The sequence below is a fragment of the Enterobacter wuhouensis genome (assembly GCF_035835995.1).
GTDB lineage: Bacteria > Pseudomonadota > Gammaproteobacteria > Enterobacterales > Enterobacteriaceae > Enterobacter > Enterobacter wuhouensis.
On sequence record NZ_CP142124.1, the window covers coordinates 164,039 to 181,418 of the forward strand.

General features: G+C 57.7%; 20 protein-coding genes. 7 read left to right on the forward strand and 13 right to left on the reverse strand.

All coding sequences use genetic code 11. The annotated features are described in order from the left end of the window. Positions 1-16: 16 nt before the first annotated feature. Positions 17-880 carry a YicC/YloC family endoribonuclease gene (locus VPX56_RS00835; RefSeq protein ID WP_131634657.1) on the reverse strand — a complete coding sequence of 288 codons (864 nt, stop codon included), beginning with the start codon at positions 878-880 and terminating at the stop codon, positions 17-19. Between the two features lie 125 nt (positions 881-1,005). Here VPX56_RS00835 and rph point away from each other — a divergent pair, with 125 nt between their 5' ends. Together rph and pyrE are read left to right on the forward strand one after the other, a co-directional pair. Then, positions 1,006-1,722: a ribonuclease PH gene (gene rph, locus VPX56_RS00840; protein ID WP_010426431.1), complete on the forward strand. Its 717-nt coding sequence runs from the start codon at positions 1,006-1,008 to the stop codon at positions 1,720-1,722. 66 nt (positions 1,723-1,788) lie between these two features. Beyond that, positions 1,789-2,430, forward strand: a complete 642-nt coding sequence (gene pyrE / locus VPX56_RS00845) for an orotate phosphoribosyltransferase (RefSeq protein WP_120158955.1) — start codon at positions 1,789-1,791, stop codon at positions 2,428-2,430. Between the two features lie 84 nt (positions 2,431-2,514). Here pyrE and slmA read toward each other — a convergent pair whose 3' ends face one another. The 3 genes from slmA to coaBC all read right to left on the reverse strand — a co-directional run bounded on the left by slmA (position 2,515) and on the right by coaBC (position 4,878). Next, positions 2,515-3,111, reverse strand: coding sequence for a nucleoid occlusion factor SlmA (gene slmA / locus VPX56_RS00850; protein ID WP_131634658.1), 597 nt, complete (start codon positions 3,109-3,111; stop codon positions 2,515-2,517). Between the two features lie 119 nt (positions 3,112-3,230). Beyond that, positions 3,231-3,689: a dUTP diphosphatase gene (gene dut, locus VPX56_RS00855; protein ID WP_015570042.1), complete on the reverse strand. Its 459-nt coding sequence runs from the start codon at positions 3,687-3,689 to the stop codon at positions 3,231-3,233. Next, positions 3,667-4,878, reverse strand: coding sequence for a bifunctional phosphopantothenoylcysteine decarboxylase/phosphopantothenate--cysteine ligase CoaBC (gene coaBC, locus VPX56_RS00860; RefSeq protein WP_326472188.1), 1,212 nt, complete (start codon positions 4,876-4,878; stop codon positions 3,667-3,669). The genes dut and coaBC overlap by 23 nt, the downstream gene beginning before the upstream one ends. A gap of 173 nt (positions 4,879-5,051) precedes the next feature. On the opposite strand from coaBC, the gene radC reads away from it, so the two are divergent. The 4 genes from radC to mutM all read left to right on the forward strand — a co-directional run bounded on the left by radC (position 5,052) and on the right by mutM (position 7,244). Next, positions 5,052-5,717 (forward strand): RadC family protein, encoded by a 666-nt coding sequence (gene radC / locus VPX56_RS00865; protein WP_131634659.1) that lies wholly within the window; start codon positions 5,052-5,054, stop codon positions 5,715-5,717. Positions 5,718-5,935: 218 nt separating this feature from the next. After that, the gene (gene rpmB / locus VPX56_RS00870) at positions 5,936-6,172 is read left to right on the forward strand and encodes a 50S ribosomal protein L28 (protein WP_002436699.1); all 237 of its coding nucleotides are present in this window, start codon (positions 5,936-5,938) and stop codon (positions 6,170-6,172) included. Between the two features lie 22 nt (positions 6,173-6,194). Beyond that, entirely contained in the window at positions 6,195-6,362 is a 168-nt protein-coding gene (gene rpmG, locus VPX56_RS00875) for a 50S ribosomal protein L33 (RefSeq protein ID WP_003024094.1), read from the forward strand. A gap of 72 nt (positions 6,363-6,434) precedes the next feature. Next, positions 6,435-7,244, forward strand: a complete 810-nt coding sequence (gene mutM / locus VPX56_RS00880; protein WP_119936365.1) for a bifunctional DNA-formamidopyrimidine glycosylase/DNA-(apurinic or apyrimidinic site) lyase — start codon at positions 6,435-6,437, stop codon at positions 7,242-7,244. A gap of 2 nt (positions 7,245-7,246) precedes the next feature. On the opposite strand, the gene coaD is transcribed toward mutM, so the two are convergent. The 4 genes from coaD to VPX56_RS00900 all read right to left on the reverse strand — a co-directional run bounded on the left by coaD (position 7,247) and on the right by VPX56_RS00900 (position 10,824). Next, complete coding sequence (coaD, locus tag VPX56_RS00885) at positions 7,247-7,726, reverse strand: pantetheine-phosphate adenylyltransferase (RefSeq protein WP_263611030.1); 480 nt, start codon at positions 7,724-7,726, stop codon at positions 7,247-7,249. 3 nt (positions 7,727-7,729) lie between these two features. Next, positions 7,730-8,500 carry a glycosyltransferase family 2 protein gene (locus VPX56_RS00890; RefSeq protein WP_326469325.1) on the reverse strand — a complete coding sequence of 257 codons (771 nt, stop codon included), beginning with the start codon at positions 8,498-8,500 and terminating at the stop codon, positions 7,730-7,732. Further along, complete coding sequence (waaA, locus tag VPX56_RS00895; protein ID WP_131634662.1) at positions 8,500-9,774, reverse strand: lipid IV(A) 3-deoxy-D-manno-octulosonic acid transferase; 1,275 nt, start codon at positions 9,772-9,774, stop codon at positions 8,500-8,502. The genes VPX56_RS00890 and waaA overlap by 1 nt, the downstream gene beginning before the upstream one ends. Before the next feature lie 66 nt (positions 9,775-9,840). After that, positions 9,841-10,824, reverse strand: coding sequence for a glycosyltransferase (locus VPX56_RS00900; RefSeq protein ID WP_131634663.1), 984 nt, complete (start codon positions 10,822-10,824; stop codon positions 9,841-9,843). 157 nt (positions 10,825-10,981) lie between these two features. Here VPX56_RS00900 and VPX56_RS00905 point away from each other — a divergent pair, with 157 nt between their 5' ends. Next, on the forward strand, positions 10,982-12,085 hold the full coding sequence (locus VPX56_RS00905; protein WP_326469328.1) for a glycosyltransferase family 4 protein: 1,104 nt from the start codon (positions 10,982-10,984) through the stop codon (positions 12,083-12,085). Here the strand turns inward: VPX56_RS00905 and VPX56_RS00910 are convergent. From VPX56_RS00910 to rfaD, 5 genes are read right to left on the reverse strand one after another with little or no spacing between them, the layout of a single operon-like run. Beyond that, positions 12,064-13,173, reverse strand: coding sequence for a glycosyltransferase family 4 protein (locus VPX56_RS00910; RefSeq protein ID WP_326469330.1), 1,110 nt, complete (start codon positions 13,171-13,173; stop codon positions 12,064-12,066). The two genes, VPX56_RS00905 and VPX56_RS00910, sit on opposite strands and share 22 nt — an antisense overlap. Next, entirely contained in the window at positions 13,170-14,273 is a 1,104-nt protein-coding gene (gene rfaQ, locus VPX56_RS00915; protein WP_326469332.1) for a putative lipopolysaccharide heptosyltransferase III, read from the reverse strand. Before rfaQ ends, VPX56_RS00910 begins: the two co-directional genes overlap by 4 nt. Continuing rightward, positions 14,266-15,252 (reverse strand): lipopolysaccharide heptosyltransferase RfaC, encoded by a 987-nt coding sequence (gene rfaC / locus VPX56_RS00920; protein ID WP_326469334.1) that lies wholly within the window; start codon positions 15,250-15,252, stop codon positions 14,266-14,268. Before rfaC ends, rfaQ begins: the two co-directional genes overlap by 8 nt. 3 nt (positions 15,253-15,255) lie before the next feature. Then, positions 15,256-16,302, reverse strand: a complete 1,047-nt coding sequence (gene rfaF / locus VPX56_RS00925; RefSeq protein ID WP_326469336.1) for an ADP-heptose--LPS heptosyltransferase RfaF — start codon at positions 16,300-16,302, stop codon at positions 15,256-15,258. Between the two features lie 2 nt (positions 16,303-16,304). Continuing rightward, the gene (rfaD, locus tag VPX56_RS00930; RefSeq protein WP_131634669.1) at positions 16,305-17,237 is read right to left on the reverse strand and encodes an ADP-glyceromanno-heptose 6-epimerase; all 933 of its coding nucleotides are present in this window, start codon (positions 17,235-17,237) and stop codon (positions 16,305-16,307) included. Positions 17,238-17,380 lie beyond the last annotated feature (143 nt).

The following is a 17,380-nucleotide window of genomic DNA, read 5'->3' on the forward strand; positions in this document are numbered from 1 at the left end:
CCACCCGGCTGCGGCATTACTCGATATTTTGAATCTGCTCGCGCATCTGCTCGATCAGCACTTTCAGCTCAATCGCAGAGTTGGTAACTTCAGCATTAATCGATTTAGAGGCCAGAGTATTCGACTCGCGATTAAACTCCTGCATCATAAAGTCGAGACGGCGGCCCACGGCTTCTTTCTTCTTCAGAATGTTGTAGGTTTCTTTGACGTGCGCTTCCAGGCGATCCAGCTCTTCTGCCACGTCAACGCGCTGTGCCATCAGCACCAGCTCCTGTTCCAGACGCGTGTTTTCCAGCTGGACTTCTGCTTCTTCCAGTTTGGATACCAGGCGCTCACGCTGCCACTGCAGCACCTCCGGCATATGGGTACGGACTTTCGCGACTTCAGCACTCACGCCTTCCAGGCGCTGCTCGATCATCGCTTTCAGGGCCTGGCCTTCGGTTTCACGGGCAATGATAAAGTCATCCAGCGTGCCGTCGAGCGCTGCCAGAATTTCAGTGGTAATCGCGTCCAGATCCTGCTCGCCGGCGGCCATCACGCCAGGCCAGCGCAGAATATCAACCGGGTTGATTTCGCCTTCATCGCTCTGCATTTTGACCCAGTTCGCCGCGTTCACGAGCTGCTTTGCCAGTTTTTCATTGAGGATCAGCTCACCCTGCGCGCTGGCATCAGGCTCAAAACGCAGGTTGCATTCTACTTTGCCGCGCGTCAGACGAGTACGGATACGTTCACGCACGACAGGCTCCAGGCTGCGGAACTGCTCCGGCATACGGAAATACGTTTCCAGATAGCGCTGGTTTACCGAGCGCATTTCCCAGGTAGCGCTACCCCAGCTACCCTTGATTTCACGCCGGGCGTAGGCGGTCATACTGCGGATCATAGACATTCCCGTTTTTAAAGGTGAGATGGGGGGATTATAGCTTTCAGGGCTTTGTCAGGATAGGAATAAGCGCGTTTAATCCGTATAATGCGCAGCCACATTCGTTTCAAGCCGGAGAATCCATCATGCGTCCATCAGGTCGTAGCGCCAATCAGGTGCGTCCCGTCACCCTGACCCGTAACTATACAAAACACGCTGAAGGCTCCGTGCTGGTTGAGTTTGGTGACACCAAAGTGCTGTGCACCGCCTCTATCGAAGAAGGCGTTCCGCGCTTCCTGAAAGGTCAGGGCCAGGGCTGGATCACCGCTGAGTACGGCATGCTGCCGCGCGCGACCCATACCCGTAATGCCCGTGAAGCAGCGAAGGGCAAGCAGGGCGGCCGTACCATGGAAATTCAACGTCTGATCGCACGTGCACTGCGTGCAGCGGTTGATCTGAAAATCCTCGGCGAATTCACCATCACCCTCGATTGCGACGTGATTCAGGCCGATGGCGGCACGCGTACCGCATCCATTACCGGTGCCTGCGTCGCGCTGGCGGATGCGCTGAACAAGCTGGTGGCGGCCGGTAAGCTGAAAACCAACCCCATGAAAGGGATGGTTGCGGCAGTTTCCGTGGGTATTGTTAACGGCGAAGCGCTTTGCGATCTGGAATATGTTGAAGATTCCGCCGCTGAAACCGACATGAACGTGGTGATGACTGAAGACGGTCGCATCATCGAAGTGCAGGGCACCGCGGAAGGCGAACCGTTCACCCACGAAGAGCTTCTCTCCTTGTTGGCGTTGGCCCGAGGGGGAATCGAATCCATTGTAACGACGCAGAAAGCGGCGTTAGAAAATTGATTTACAGGCGACCAATGAGTCGCCTTTTTTTTGCCTGTAAGACAGAAAAACCAAAGGAGCGAATCCATGAAATCGTATCAGCGCCAGTTTATCGAGTTTGCGCTTAACAAGCAGGTACTTAAGTTTGGCGAGTTTACGCTGAAATCCGGGCGTAAGAGCCCCTATTTCTTCAACGCCGGACTGTTTAATACCGGGCGCGATCTGGCTCTGTTAGGCCGTTTCTATGCCGAAGCGCTGGTGGATTCCGGGATTGATTTTGACCTGCTGTTTGGCCCGGCCTACAAAGGCATTCCGATTGCGACCACCACCGCGGTTGCGCTGGCGGAGCACCACGACCGTGATGTGCCTTACTGCTTTAATCGTAAAGAAGCCAAAACCCACGGTGAGGGCGGCAACCTGGTCGGAAGCGCGCTGCAGGGCCGCGTTATGCTGGTAGACGATGTGATCACCGCCGGCACGGCGATTCGTGAATCGATGGAAATTATCCAGGCTAACGGTGCGACGCTGGCCGGCGTGCTGATTTCTCTGGATCGTCAGGAGCGCGGCCGTGGCGAAATTTCTGCCATTCAGGAAGTTGAGCGTGATTACGGCTGCAAGGTGACTTCCATCATCACCCTGAAAGATCTGATTGCATACCTGGAAGAGAAGCCAGAGATGGCGGACCATCTGGCGGCGGTACGTGCGTACCGGGAAGAGTTCGGCGTGTAGTTGAATTGCCCGGTGGCGCTACGCTTTACCGGGCCTGCGCATTTCGTTGGCCGGAAAAGGCGAAGCCGCCATCCGGCAACGGCATTACTGCAACTGAGCGGCCACTAACGGCCAGCGAGCGTCGAAATCTTCCGTTGGGCAGTACTTGAATTCACTGCGCACAAAGCGGGAGAGCATCCCTTCACAAAACGCCAGGATCTGGCTCGCCAGCAGCGTTTCATCGGTGGTGTAACCTTCACCTTCACGCATTTTCTTCTCGCGCAGCACCTGTCGCAGCTGGGCTTCGATACGCTCAAAAAGCTGGTTAATGCGGCCCTGCAGACGGTCCTGCTCGAACATCAGCGCGTGGCCGGTCAGAATACGGGTGAGGCCCGGATTGCGTTCACCAAAGCCCAGAATCAACAGCACTATCAGTCGAATACGTGCGGTAGTGTCTTTTTCATCTTTCAGAATCAGGTTGATGCGCGTGATCAGGCTGTCTTCGATGAACTCGATCAGGCTGTCGAACATCCGGGTTTTGCTCGGAAAATGGCGATACAGCGCCGCCTCTGACACGCCTACAGAAGCGGCCAGTTTTGCGGTTGTGATGCGTTGACTGCCATCGCTGGATTCAAGCATCAGAGCCAGAGATTGAAGTATTTCTTCGCGACGATTCCTTTTCGCGGTTTGTTTTTCTGCCATGTTACAAAATACCCCTGAAAATAAGCACTGCCAGGCTGGCATCCACACAGCGACCGCAAACTAACGTTTGCGGTTTGTTATGACATTATGGCGCTGTGAGATGCGTATCTGTCGGGCGACTATTTGCGCCCGGAATGGCCGAAGCCGCCTTCGCCACGGTCGGTAGCATCAAAGTCTGCTACCAGGTTAAATTCTGCCTGCACCACAGGGACAAAGACCATCTGCGCGATACGCTCGCCGGGCTCAATGGTGAAGCTGTCCTGACCGCGGTTCCAGACGGACACCATCAGCTGACCCTGGTAGTCAGAGTCAATCAGGCCGACCAGGTTGCCCAGCACGACGCCGTGCTTATGGCCCAGGCCAGAACGCGGCAGGATCACCGCTGCCAGCGACGGGTCAGCAATGTGAATCGCCAGGCCGGTCGGGATCAGGGTGGTCGCACCCGGAGCCAGTTCTACGGCGTCATCGAGACAGGCGCGCAGGTCAAGACCGGCAGAGCCGGAGGTGGCATAGGTTGGCAGCGGGAACTGCTCGCCAACTCGCGGGTCCAGAATCTTAACGTCGATTTTTTTCATCATAACGGGTAACGATCTCGTCCAGTAATTGTTGGCCCAGGAGTTCCTTACGCTCAAGCGGTAAGACTTTATCTCCATCCTGCCAGAAAAGGTGCAGTGCGTTGCTGTCGCTGTTAAATCCTTGCGTGGCCAGCGATACGTCGTTCGCGCAAATCAAATCGAGGTTTTTGCGGGTACGTTTTTGCCGGGCATATTCTTCCACATTATTCGTTTCTGCGGCAAACCCAACAACGTAAGGACGATGGCTTTTCAGTGCGGCGACACCGGCAACGATATCCGGATTTTTCACCATTTTTATCGTTAATTCATCGCCTTGCTTTTTAATTTTGGCATCAGAAATTGTCTCTGCACGGTAATCTGCCACGGCCGCACAGCCGATAAAAATCTGCTGGCTTTGCGCATGCGCCTGCACGGCGGCTTCCATTTCCAGCGCGGTGGTGACATTGATGCGCTGCACAAACGGTGGCGTTGGCAGCGAGACCGGGCCGCTTACCAGCGTGACGTTCGCACCGCGTTTTGCTGCCGCAGCAGCAATGGCAAAGCCCATCTTACCGGAGCTGTGGTTGGAAATGTAACGCACCGGATCCAGCGGCTCGCGCGTGGGGCCCGCGGTAATCATGATGTTGAGATGTTGCAGATCGTTGACAGGCGAAAAATGGGCGGCGGCCATATCAACAATCGTCAGCGGGTCAAGCATACGGCCTGGGCCTACGTCACCGCAGGCCTGGCTGCCGCTGTCTGGCCCCCAGATCAGCAGGCCTCGTGAGGCCAGCGTCTCCAGATTGTGCTGGGTCGCGGCGTTACGGTACATCTGCTGGTTCATGGCGGGCACGACGGCCACGGGCGCAGGCGTGGCAAGGCAAATGGTTGAGACGAGATCGTTCGCCATGCCTGCGGCCACGCGGGCAATTAAGTCTGCCGTAGCCGGGGCAAGGATAACCAAATCTGCCCATTTTCCCAGCTCGATATGACCCATTGCGGCTTCTGCAGCCGGATCGAGCAGGCTGTCAGATACCGGGTATCCTGAAACGGCCTGCAGGCTCAGCGGGGTGATAAAGGCTTTTCCACCTTCGGTTATCGCGACCCGCACGTCGGCCCCGCGCTCGCGCAGGCGACGCACCAGGTCCGGGGCTTTATAGGCAGCAATTCCGCCGCTCACGCCAAGAACGATCTTTTTACCGGCCAGGCTCATCATGATTCTTTCCTGTTGGGGTTCACCAGAGAGCGGGCATTTTATCACAATCATAAAAACGGGGGCATTTTGTCCGCTGTCCAGTTTGCGAGGCGTTACGCAAGAACGAAAAATGCGCGTCGAGTGCCGGGTTTGCCTGTGGCAGCATGAAGGCAACAAAAAGGAGACGGCACATGGAAGAGACAGAACTTATGCTACCGCGCGAAAAATTACTGCGCTATGGCGTCACGTTGTTAAAGGATGACGAACTGCTGGCGCTTTTTTTGCGCACCGGTACGCAGGGTAAGACGGTGTTTACGCTGGCAAAAGATTTGATAGACCACTTTGGCTCACTGTACGGTTTGCTGACGGCAGAGCTGGAGGAGTTCAGGCACGTCGAGGGAATTGGCGTTGCGAAGTATGCTCAATTGAGAGGCATCGCCGAGCTTGCCCGACGTTTTTACAATGTCCGTCTGGAGGAGGAAGACCCGGTTCTGACGCCAGACGGCGCGCGTGAATTCCTGCAAAGCCAGCTGGCAGATGCGGAGCGCGAGATCTTTATGGTGATCTTCCTCGACAACAGGAATCGGATAATCAAGCACAGCCATCTGTTTTCAGGGACGTTAAGCCATGTGGAGGTTCATCCGCGTGAAATTGTGCGGGAAGCGATAAAAGTGAATGCAGCCGGCGTGATCCTCGCGCATAATCACCCCTCTGGCTGTGCGCAACCGAGCAAAGCGGATAAAGAAATCACCCAACGCATTATCAAGTGCTGTCAATTCATGGACATTCGTGTGCTGGACCATATGATAATTGGCCGCGGAGAGTACATTTCTTTTGCAGAACGGGGTTGGATTTAGGCCCTTTCTCGCGATCCATTGGGATCTTTGTCTGTTCGGGACTTGAGCACACCGCCGAGTCAGCGTATACTACGCCACCTTTGAGAATCTCGGGTTTGGCATTTGGGCCTGGCAATCGAGAGTTCACTTAGAACTATGCGATGACCGGGCTGTAAAGCCTGACGAGGCGCCGATACCCCATACGAAGCTCGAGCTAATTTGATTTTTGGAGAATAGACATGTCCCGAGTCTGCCAAGTTACTGGCAAGCGTCCGGTGACCGGTAACAACCGTTCCCACGCACTGAACGCGACTAAACGCCGTTTCCTGCCGAACCTGCACTCTCACCGTTTCTGGGTTGAGAGCGAGAAGCGTTTTGTCACCCTGCGTGTATCTGCTAAAGGTATGCGTGTTATTGATAAGAAAGGCATCGATACAGTTCTGTCCGAACTGCGTGCCCGTGGCGAAAAGTACTAAGTACTTAAAGAGGAAATAAATCATGGCTAAAGGTATTCGCGAGAAAATCAAGCTGGTTTCTTCTGCTGGTACAGGTCACTTCTACACCACCACGAAGAACAAACGTACTAAGCCGGAAAAACTGGAACTGAAAAAATTCGATCCAGTTGTACGCCAGCACGTACTGTACAAAGAAGCTAAAATCAAATAATTTTAGTCTCCTTGTATTGAAAAACCCCGCAACTGCGGGGTTTTTTGCATTCTGTATCCCAACGGAGGAACCATGCCTGAATTACCCGAGGTAGAGACCAGCCGCCGCGGCATTGAGCCCCATCTGGTCGGCGCAACTATTCTTCATGCGGTTGTCCGTAATGGTCGCCTTCGCTGGCCGGTGTCCGATGAGATCCACGCGTTAAGCGATAAACCTATCCTCAGCGTGCAGCGCCGCGCTAAGTACCTGCTGCTGGAGCTGCCCGACGGCTGGATTATCATCCACCTCGGCATGTCCGGAAGCCTGCGTATCCTCACCGAAGAGCTGCCTGCCGAAAAGCATGACCATGTCGATCTGGTGATGAGCAACGGCAAGGTGCTGCGCTATACCGACCCACGGCGCTTTGGCGCGTGGCTATGGACCAAAGAGCTTGAAGGGCACAGCGTGCTGGCGCATCTGGGACCGGAGCCGCTCTCAGAGGCCTTTAATGCGGAATACCTGAAAGAGAAGTGCGCAAAGAAAAAGACGCCGATTAAGCCCTGGCTAATGGATAACAAGCTGGTGGTCGGCGTGGGAAATATTTACGCCAGCGAATCGCTGTTTGCCGCCGGGATCCATCCCGATCGGCTGGCCTCTTCGCTGTCGGCACAGGAGTGTGAGCTGCTGGTTCGGGTGATTAAAGCGGTGCTGCTGCGCTCAATTGAGCAGGGGGGAACCACGCTGAAGGACTTCCTGCAAAGTGACGGTAAGCCGGGCTATTTTGCGCAGGAGCTACAGGTGTATGGCCGCAAAGGCGAGCCGTGCAGAGTGTGTGGCACGCCCATTATTGCGACGAAACACGCCCAGCGCGCCACGTTCTACTGTCGTCAGTGTCAGAAGTAGGGCTACTTCAGCTTTTCCATTAATGCCCGGTGGACGTTGACCGGCAGGAAGTGGGTCACGTCGCCGTGATGGCGCGCGACCTCTTTCACCAGCGATGAAGAGATAAACGACCACTCTTTGGAGGGCATCAGGAACACGCTTTCCAGCTCTGGCATAAGATGGCGGTTCATGTGCGCCAGCTGCATTTCATACTCGAAGTCTGCCACCGCGCGCAGGCCACGGATCAGGATATTGGCCTGCTGGGCGCGGGCAAAGTTGGCCATCAGGTCGCTAAAACCAACTACCTCAACGTTCGGCAGGTGCGAAATCGCATCGGTGGCAAGCGCCACGCGCTCGGGCAGATCGAACATCGGCTTTTTGCTGGGGCTGGCGGCAATCGCCAGAATCACCTTGTCGAACATGCTCGCCGCACGGGTGATGATGTCAAGATGACCGTTTGTGATCGGATCGAAGGTACCCGGATAAATCGCTTTTGTGCTCATGGCTCACGCTTTCTCTGAGTAGCCGCGGCAGAGCGCCCACAGCTCGGTGTATTTGTTGAAAGTATACTGGGCATTAACCACAGCCAGTAACCAACCCTGCTTACCGTCCAGTACGCCACCGCGCAGCAGCAGCGTTTTCAGAAACGCCCCCAGCGTGTGGGTGAAGATCCCCGTCAGCGAGGCCTTCTTGCCGCGCTGGTGACGTTCCTGCGCCCATGCCGTGGCGTAGCTGAGCTGCTTACGCTGGAAGCTGGCGAAATCCCGGCAGGTCAGGTGCAGCAGGTCGCCCGTCAGGGGAAGCACCTGAGCGTTATCGCAGGCAAGGGATTCATGGACAAGGTTATCGTTATAATAATAGCGGTCGCGCTCATACAGGCGCATCACGCGGTCGGGATACCAGCCGCTGTGGCGCATGAAGCGGCCAAGAAAGTAGTTTCGGCGCGCAATGCTGTATACCGCCCCCGGTTGAGGCGCGGCGAGCGCGCCCTTGATGGCCTGCTGAAGTTCCGGCGTAACGCGCTCATCGGTATCGATCATCAGCACGTAATCGCCGGTAGCGTAATCCTGCGCGCGCTGGCGCTGGATGCCGTAACCCTGCCAGTCGGTGTTGATATACACCTTCGCGCCCGCCGCACGGGCAACGTCCACCGTGTTGTCTTCGCTACCTGAGTCGAGGAGAACAATCTCGTCAGCCCAGGCAACGGAGGCCAGGCAGTCGGGAAGCAGGTCGGCAGCGTTTTTGGCGATCATCACCACCGACAGACGCGTTGGCATTAGTGGCTCCGCTGAGGCAGATAAGGTTGCAGAAGTTGCAGCAGACGGGTCAGTGCGCCCTGATTCTGATGCAGCACTTCGACGGCATGGCGACCGTACCACAGGCGGTAGTCTTCGTCGGTCAGCAGGGTTGAGACCTCTTTGACCACCGAATCCGCGTCGGTTACGGTGATTAAGCCGTCAGCCTGCTGCAATTTAGCGCAGATATCTTTGAAGTTAAAGGTGTGTGGCCCCATCAGCACCGGAATGGCGTGGGCAGCCGGCTCTAGCGGGTTATGGCCGCCGCGCTCCACCAGGCTACCGCCAACGAACGCGAGGTCGGCAATGCCGTACAGCAGCATCAGCTCGCCCATCGTATCGCCAATCACCACCTGAGTGCTGCCGGAAGGGATCTCACCGCTGCTGCGCAGGGTGTAGCTGAAGCCGCCCTTTTGCACCATTTCGCGGGCATCCTTAAAACGCTCCGGATGGCGGGGAACCAGGATCAGCAGCAGGTCTGGGAATTTTTCCAGCAGCTTGCGGTGCGCCTGCAGGATAATCTCTTCTTCGCCGTCGTGGGTGCTGGTCGCAATCCAGACCTGGCGGCGCGGTGCCCACTGGCGGCGCAGCGTTACCGCGCGAGCTGCGAGCTCAGGCGTAACGGAAATATCGAACTTCAGGCTTCCCGTTACCGCAAGCTGGTTACGCTTCAGGCCCAGCGCGACAAAGCGTGCCGCGTCTTCTTCGTTCTGTGCGGCGATCAGCGTAATTCTGCTGAGCAGGCGACGCATAAATTTACCCAGCTTGCCGTATCCCTTCGCCGAGCGCTCTGAAAGGCGGGCGTTGGCAATCACCAGCGGGATTTTACGGGCGTGCAGGGCGGAAATCATGTTTGGCCACAGCTCGGTTTCCATCACGATCACCAGCTTCGGGCGCACGGTGTTCAGGAAGCGGTTCATGGCGCAGGGAAGATCGTAAGGGAGATAGACGTGATGCACGTCTTTACCGAACGCGGATAACGCGCGCTCCGAGCCGGTCGGCGTCATGGTGGTGACGGTGATCGGCAGCGAAGGGTAGCGGTGACGCAGGGCGCGCACCAGCGGGATAGCCGCCAGCGTTTCACCGACAGACACGGAATGGAGCAAAATACCGTCCGGGGCAACCTTATTGCGGCAGAAACCATAGCGTTCAGCCCAGCGTTTTCGATACGCAGGCGCTTTTCGGCTACGAAGCAACAGTCGCAGCCACACCAGTGGCTGAATGAGGTAGAGCAGGGCGGTATACAACAATTCCAAGCGATTATCCGTTTTTTTAGTTTCGGCGGGCAAATTCTAAGCATTTAAGCCAGGTAAAGCTATCTCTTATGCCAGATACCGTTTTAAACGGAAATAGCGACGGCCCAGCCGCCAGTGCTGGCGCAGCCCGCGAGCATTTTTCCAGATAAGCGTCCAGATCCCGCGATCGAACAGTTCGCGGATGATTTCGCGCTTTTTACTGAGATCGCCGATGTTGTTAATGGCGTGAAGAATACCCAGGCCTTCTTTTGCGATCTGCCACTGGCAGGCCGGAACGCGGCGCACGGCATCCGGATGGCGCTGATTAATAGCATCCAGCATCTCGAGGATTTTCATGTAATGACGCGCGTTGCGCATGCGCGTGTCATCCGTTCCCGGCGTATGCGATACCGACGCGGAGTGGATGAGGTAGTCGTAGAAGGTTTCGTCGGTGTACTGCACGCGTTTGGCGGTCAGCAGCACTTCGGTGGTCCACGGAATGTCCTGGTGACGCAGGCCATGCTCAAAGGTGAAGCCCTGCTCCTGAATAAACGCGTGGCGGTAAATATTCAGCCAGGTAACGTGCAGGAATTTACGCGACGCCAGGGCGCGCTGCAGCCACGTTGGGCCGTCGAGTACGTCCGTGGAGTGCAGTTTATCGGAGGGGAAGATTTTCTTCGACGGTCGACCATCGTCGTAGATATAGGTCCCGTTACAGGTCGCCACGTCAAGATCGTTCTTTTTAGCCATCTCAAGCAGGCGCGGGTACATGCCCGGATAAATCACGTCGTCGATATCCGGAAACGCAACATACTCGCCGGTTGCCTGCGCCAGTCCGGTATTACGGGCCGCCGAGACGCCCTGGTTGGCCTGGTCAATCACCTTGTAAAACGGGAATTCGCTGGCGTACTGCGCGATGATGGCCGATGAACTGTCGCTCGAGCCGTCGTTCACAACGACCAGTTCCAGACTGTCCAGACGTTGAGCTTTGATGCTGTCGAAAAATGCACTCAGGAATTTTTCACCGTTGTAGACGGCGACTACAAGGCTCAATAAAGGTGTGTCGGACATGCTTTCTCCGTTGTGTTCAGGGCAGGCCACCCAGTATGGTGATACCATTCGTGCTGTATTATATCTGGTGGATACTAAAAACATATGCCTGGAGGGACAAAGATCCCGTCAGGCGGCAAATTAGCGTCACGCTGGCGAGATTCTTAACAGGAAATGTATGCATATTGTTCACACTGAAGCAGACGGCGGCAAAGGCGGACAGCCTCTGCGCATTATCAACGAATCGCTCGGGATGATTCAGCGTGGCCATCAGGTGACGATACTTTGCCCGGAAACCGCGCCTTTACATGGGCTGGCGCGCGATGCCGGGTTAACGGTGGTCACCATGCCGTTACGGCGCAAAAACCTTAAAAACCTGCAGCAGCTGCGCCGCTGGCTGAAGGATAACCGACACTCGATTGACGTCATTAACAGCCACAACTCCGCCGACACCTGGCTGGTGGCGCTGGCAAATTTGACGCTCTCTCAGCCTGTTCCCCTGGTGCGTACCCGCCATGCGTCTGGCGTTCCGCGCAACAACTGGACGACCCGCTGGCTGTTCCGCACGGCCTGCGCGCATATCGTGACCACGGGCGAGGCGCTGCGCCACCAGGTCGCAAACATTGGCGTGCCGATGTCCCAAAGTACCTCGGTGCCAAGCGGCGTGGATACGCAGCGCTTCCGCCCCGGTGATAAGCACGAAGCCCGCGCGCACTGCGGATTAACGCAGGATGATTTCTGGCTCGGCGTGGTGTCTCACCTGCGCCCTAACAAAGGCCACAGCGTGCTGCTGCGCGCCCTGGCAAAGATCGACAATCCGCATATCAAACTGGCGATTGTCGGGGAAGGGCCGCACAAAACGGCGCTGGAACAGGAAATCGCTGGGCTTGGGCTGCAGCAGCGCGTGGTGATGGCGGGGCACCGCAGTGACCCGGAGCGCTGGTTCCCGGCGTTTGATATCGCGCTTAGCCCGTCTCACGATATGGAAGGCGTGCCGCAGGGCGTGCTGCAATCGTTAGCTTCCCGCATTGCCACTATCGCCACCGATGCAGGCGGAACGGGAGATGCGGTCATTAACGGCCAGACGGGGATGTTGATCGCGCAGCGCGATGAAAAAGCGCTGCACGATGCGATTGTGACGCTCTACGAGGATGCTGCACTTCGCGAGACGCTGGCGCAGCAAGGGTATGACTACCTGAGCGCCCACTTTACCCGCGAATGTATGCTGGATGCGATGGAGAAGGTCTTCTCTGACGCGGCTCAGCGCAGCAAGTCGCGGTAAAGCGCCTGCAGCTCTTTCGCCATTCTGTCCAGCGTATAAGGTTCTGCCGTCGCGCGTGCGGCGGCGGAATAGTCGACCCCCACTTCGCGGCCTTTTAACCATTGGGCAACGGCCTGCTGGTAGCCTTCGCTGTCGAGCGCATCGCGCACCCAGCCGTTTTGCCCTTCGACGATCCACTCCGCCGCACCGCAGCCGTGGCTGGTAAGCAGCGGCAGACCGCAGGCCAGGGCTTCCACGCAGACGTTCGGGAAGGGATCGTAGAGCGTCGGCAGGATAAGCGCATCGGCCGTTCCGTACACTTCGCGCACGTTAGCTACCGGGCCCAGGAACTTCACGCGGGAAGAGACGCCCAGCGTACCGGCGAGCTTTTCGAACCTGCGCGCGTGTTTATCGCGCCCGGCAACCAGCAGCCAGACCTCAGGATGCGGCACGATGGCGCGCAGCGCGGTCGCCACGCCTTTACGGCTGAAGCCGGAACCCACGTACGCCAGCACGGGCGCACGCTCGGGAATGCCGAGCGCGTTACGCTGCGAGAGTGCGCGTACTTCAGGGCTAAACTGTTCAGTGTCGACGCCGTTGTAGATCACCGTTAGCCTGTCGTCCGGCAGCCCGAAACGACGGGCGATATCATCCCGCACCATCTTCGAATTGCAGATCACCTTGCGCAGCTGCGGATGGGTAAACATCTGCGCTTCGGCCTGCAGAATGTAGCGGTGATACCGGCTGAGTGACTGCGCCCAGCGCGCCAGCGGCGACAGGATGCGACCATACTGCTCAAGCCAGGTGGCATGTACGCCGTCGCCCGCGCGAAAGATGGTGGCACCCGGAATGCGCTCGTGACTCTGCACAATATCGAACTGCGCAAAATGCGAGGCGGCCTCCGCGGCAAAGCCGGATTCACGGGCGATTCGGTTACGGAACGGCGGGTTCACCGTCAGCGTTTTCCAGCCTGCGGCATCTTCCCACTGGCGGGCAATCAGCGTCACGTCCAGCGAGGTATCCTGCGCCAGCACGTTCAGCGCGCGGGAAACGAAACGCTCCGCGCCGCCGTTCGGGTTATAGGTCTGTCGGACTATCGCCAGCTTCATGCCGGATTTTCCAGAAGCATGGTGTCGATAGCGCTCAGCACCTGCTGCGGGGTGATGGCCGTAATGCAGTCAGAAACGCCGCCGTCGCCGCAGCCCGCTTTACCGCACGGCTGGCAGGTGAACCCGGCAACGATAACGCGATAGTTCACCCCCCACGGCGCCCACTTGATCGCCCCGGTTGGGCCGAAGATGGCGACGGTCGGCGTACCGACGGCGCTGGCGAGGTGCATCGGCATGGAATCCACGCCGAAATAGACCCGGGCGTGCTTCATGAGCGCGCCCAGCTCTTTCAGGTTCAACTGACCGCTTAAATCAAACACCGGCTGGGTGAGCGCGGCGCGCAGCGCGTCCATGTACGCCTTCTCTTCTTTTGAAGGCGCGGCGGAGAGGATAATCGGCAGGCCGCGTGCGGCCAGGCTATCGATGGTGGCGGCCAGCTTGTTGATATCCCAGGCCTTAAACATCCAGCGCGACGTCGGGTGTACCAGGATATACGATTTACTCTGCAGCCCGAATCCGGCCAGCTTTTCCGCAATGGACGCTTCCGCCGCATCGCCCGGCACGAACAGGGTGTGTTTATCTTCGCTGGACTGCGGATGAATGCCGATCCGGCGCAGGGCGTCCAGGTTCACCTCCACCATGTGGCGGCTGTTGTCCTGAATGGCCGGGTAGAGCGTGGTGAAGGATTTCACCCAGCGACGACGCGCAAAGCCGCTGCGTTTGTCCGGCTTAAAGCCCACGGAGACGCGCGGCTTCAGGCGACGCGCCAGACGCGCGCCGTGCCAGTGCTCGGTCAGGTTAATCAGCACGTCGTACTGGCGGCCTTTCAGCGTATTTACCAGCGCTCGGTAGAGGCGGAACTGCTCAAACCAGCCTTTTTTACGCCAGTTGCGGCCAATGGTATGGACCTGGTCAATGTGCGGATGGCTGGTCAGCATCGCCTGCGTGTCGTCATAAACCAGCGCGTCGACTTCCACGTTCGGCCAGTTCTTTTTCAGCACGGTAAACACCGGCGAGGTCAGGAGAACGTCACCGTGGTGACGCAGCTTAATGATTAGCACGCGCTTGGGCGGGCGCTCCGCGGAGAAAAAATCAGACATGGGCTCTCTCTGCTGCCAGCAAAGGCTCTAATTGCGCAAATACCGCAGCGGCACCGAGGTCGCTTAGCTGCGATGAATGTTCCGGGCGGCAGATATATTGATTTTTTCCATAGCCGCCAATAAGGCCCGGGTCCGTTGGGCCGTAAAGCGTAATATTAGGTCGATCCAGCGCCGCCGTCAGGTGGCTGAGGCCGGTATCGACGGACACGACGGCCGCTGCGCCTGCCAGCGCCTGCGCCACGCCATCGAGCTTCATGCGTGGCAGAACGTCAACGTAATCAAACCCTTCCGCCAGGCGTTTCGCGCGCGCTTCTTCATGCGGCGCGCCCCACGGGAGCTTGATGCGCAGCCCTGAATGGGCGAGCAGAGCGATCAGTTCACGCCAGTGCGCTTCCGGCCAGTGTTTATCATCGCGGGTCGTGGCGTGAAGGAAAATGAGATATGGCGAACCGTCGTGCGGCGAACCGGGCATGAAATGCTGCGAAATAGCGTAATCGCCCTGCGATTCAGGCTTCGCATAGCCCAGGCTTTTGGCGAACAGCTCGCGGGTACGTTCGACGGCGTGCTGCTGTTTTGCGATATGGTGACGGCGGTTATAGAACAGGCTCGCCAGCGGCTCGCGGGCGGTTTGCCAGTCCATGCCGTGCTTTACGCCGTGTGCAAGACGCGTTACCAGCGCGGCGCTTTTGACCAGCCCCTGCGCGTCGATGATGGCATCATAACGCTGGGCCTGCACCGCATCGCGGAACGCGCTGCGCTCGGCCTTAATCGGCGCGGAGAACCAGGCTTTACGCCAGCGGCGGATCGCCACCGGGATTACACGGTCTACTGCCTCATGCCAGGTGGGGATCTGCGCGAAGCCTTCTTCCACCACCCAGTCGAAACGAATGCCGGGAATGGCCTGCATGGCGTCCGTCAGGGACGGCAGCGTATGCAGGACATCGCCCATCGACGAGGTTTTAACGATCAATACCCGCATTCGTTATCCTTCTTCACTCAACAGCAGTTCGTTGAGTTCTTCGAGCACGCGCTCTGGCGTAATGTCGATCAGGCTCTGGTGATAGCCTTCTGCGGCATCGCCCTTGCGCACCTTGTGGTAGCCGGAGATCAGGCGGATAACGCGCGCCTTATGCGACAGCGGCGGGGTGAAATCCGGGCTGCTTGGGCCATACAGCGCTACCAGAGGGCGATCCAGAGCGGCGGCCACGTGCATCAGGCCGGAGTCGTTGGTAACCACGGCCTTACAGGCGGCAATGAGGATAACCGCCTGCTCCAGCTGCGTTTCCCCAGCCAGATTGCGGCACCAGGCCTGCTGTTCGGTGCTGAGCGTCGCGAGGATTTCGTTGCCCGCGTCGTGGTCTTTCGCCGAGCCGAACAGGACAATCTGATAGCCTTCGTCGATCAGCTGCTTCGCCAGCTCGGCGTAGTGGTAGTGCGGCCAGCGTTTTGCCGGGCCGAACTCCGCGCCGGGGCAGAAGCCGATCATTGGGCGTTCTGACGAGATGCTAAACGCGTTACAGGTGTGGGATTTTTCCCCGTCATTAACCTGCAGCTGCGGCCACAGGAGCGGCTGCGGCAGGTCTTTCGCACTGCGCATCACGCCTTTATCGTAGGCCAGCGCCACGTAGCGCTCCACCATCAGCGGCCAGGCCTCTTTATCCAGCACGCGCGCGTCGTTCAGCAGGCCGTAGCGCATTTCTCCGCGCCAGCCGGTGCGGTGCGGAACGCCCGCAAAGAAGGGTACGAGAGCGGATTTGAAGGAGTTTGGTAATACGTAAGCGCGGTCATAGCGCTTCTCGCGAAGGCTGTGGCCGAGCTTGCAGCGTTCGCCGATTTCCAGCGCCCCGTGGCCGAGCGGCATCGGGATCGCCTCGTTCACTTCCGGCATACGCGACAACAGCGGACGGCACCACGCGGGTGCCATCACGTCGATTATCGCCTGGGGATAGCGCGCCTTGAGCGTGCGATAGAGACTTTGCGACATCATCATGTCGCCCACCCATGACGGGCCGATCACCAGAATTTTCATACTTACGCGTCGCGGTTCAGCCAGGCCATATACTCCGTTACGCCTTCGGCAACGGTTTTGAACGGCTTGTCGTAGCCCGCCGCACGCAGGTTGGTCAGGTCAGCCTGGGTGAATGCCTGATAGCGGCCTTTCAGTTTTTCCGGGAACGGAATGTACTCAAGGCTGCCTTTCTTGTGATACGCCAGCGCTGCGTCAGCCACCGCCTGGAAGGATTCCGCGCGGCCCGTACCCAGGTTGAAGATGCCGGACACGCCGTTTTCCCAGAACCAGAGGTTTACGGCCGCAACGTCGCCCACGTAGACGAAGTCACGCTTGAAGCCGTCGCTACCTTCGAACAGTTTCGGGCTTTCGCCGTTGTTCAGCTGGGTGTTCAGGTGGAACGCTACGCTCGCCATGCTGCCTTTGTGGCCTTCACGCGGTCCGTAGACGTTGAAGTAGCGGAAGCCGACGATCTGGGAGTTCGCTTCTGGCAGCACCTGACGCACGTACTCGTCGAACAGGAACTTGGAGTAGCCGTAGACGTTCAGCGGCTGCTCGTACTCGCGGGACTCGATAAAGTCCGAGGTGCGGCCGCCGTAGGTTGCCGCGGAGGAGGCGTACAGGAACGGAATTTCACGCTCCAGGCAGTAGTGCAGGATCTCTTTAGAGTACTGATAGTTGTTGTCCATCATGTACTTGCCGTCCCACTCGGTGGTGGAAGAACACGCACCTTCGTGGAAGATGGCTTCGATCTCGCCGAACTCTTCACCTGCCATAATCTGGATAAGGAAGTCTTCTTTATCCATGTAGTCAGCGATGTTCAGATCCACCAGGTTTACAAACTTGGTGCCGTCTTTCAGGTTGTCCACCACCAGGATGTCGGTGATGCCTTTGTCATTGAGGGCCTTGATAATGTTGCTGCCGATAAAGCCCGCGCCGCCGGTAACGATGATCATAACTGTAACCTTTGAAGTGTGGAGTCCGGGGACAATCCCGGACGCTAATGTTTCTATCATATCATTAGTATGGCTGCCCTTCAGCCATTCACCGACATAGCGCAAGGGTACACGTGATTTATGCTGCAAAAACGAGAAGAGAT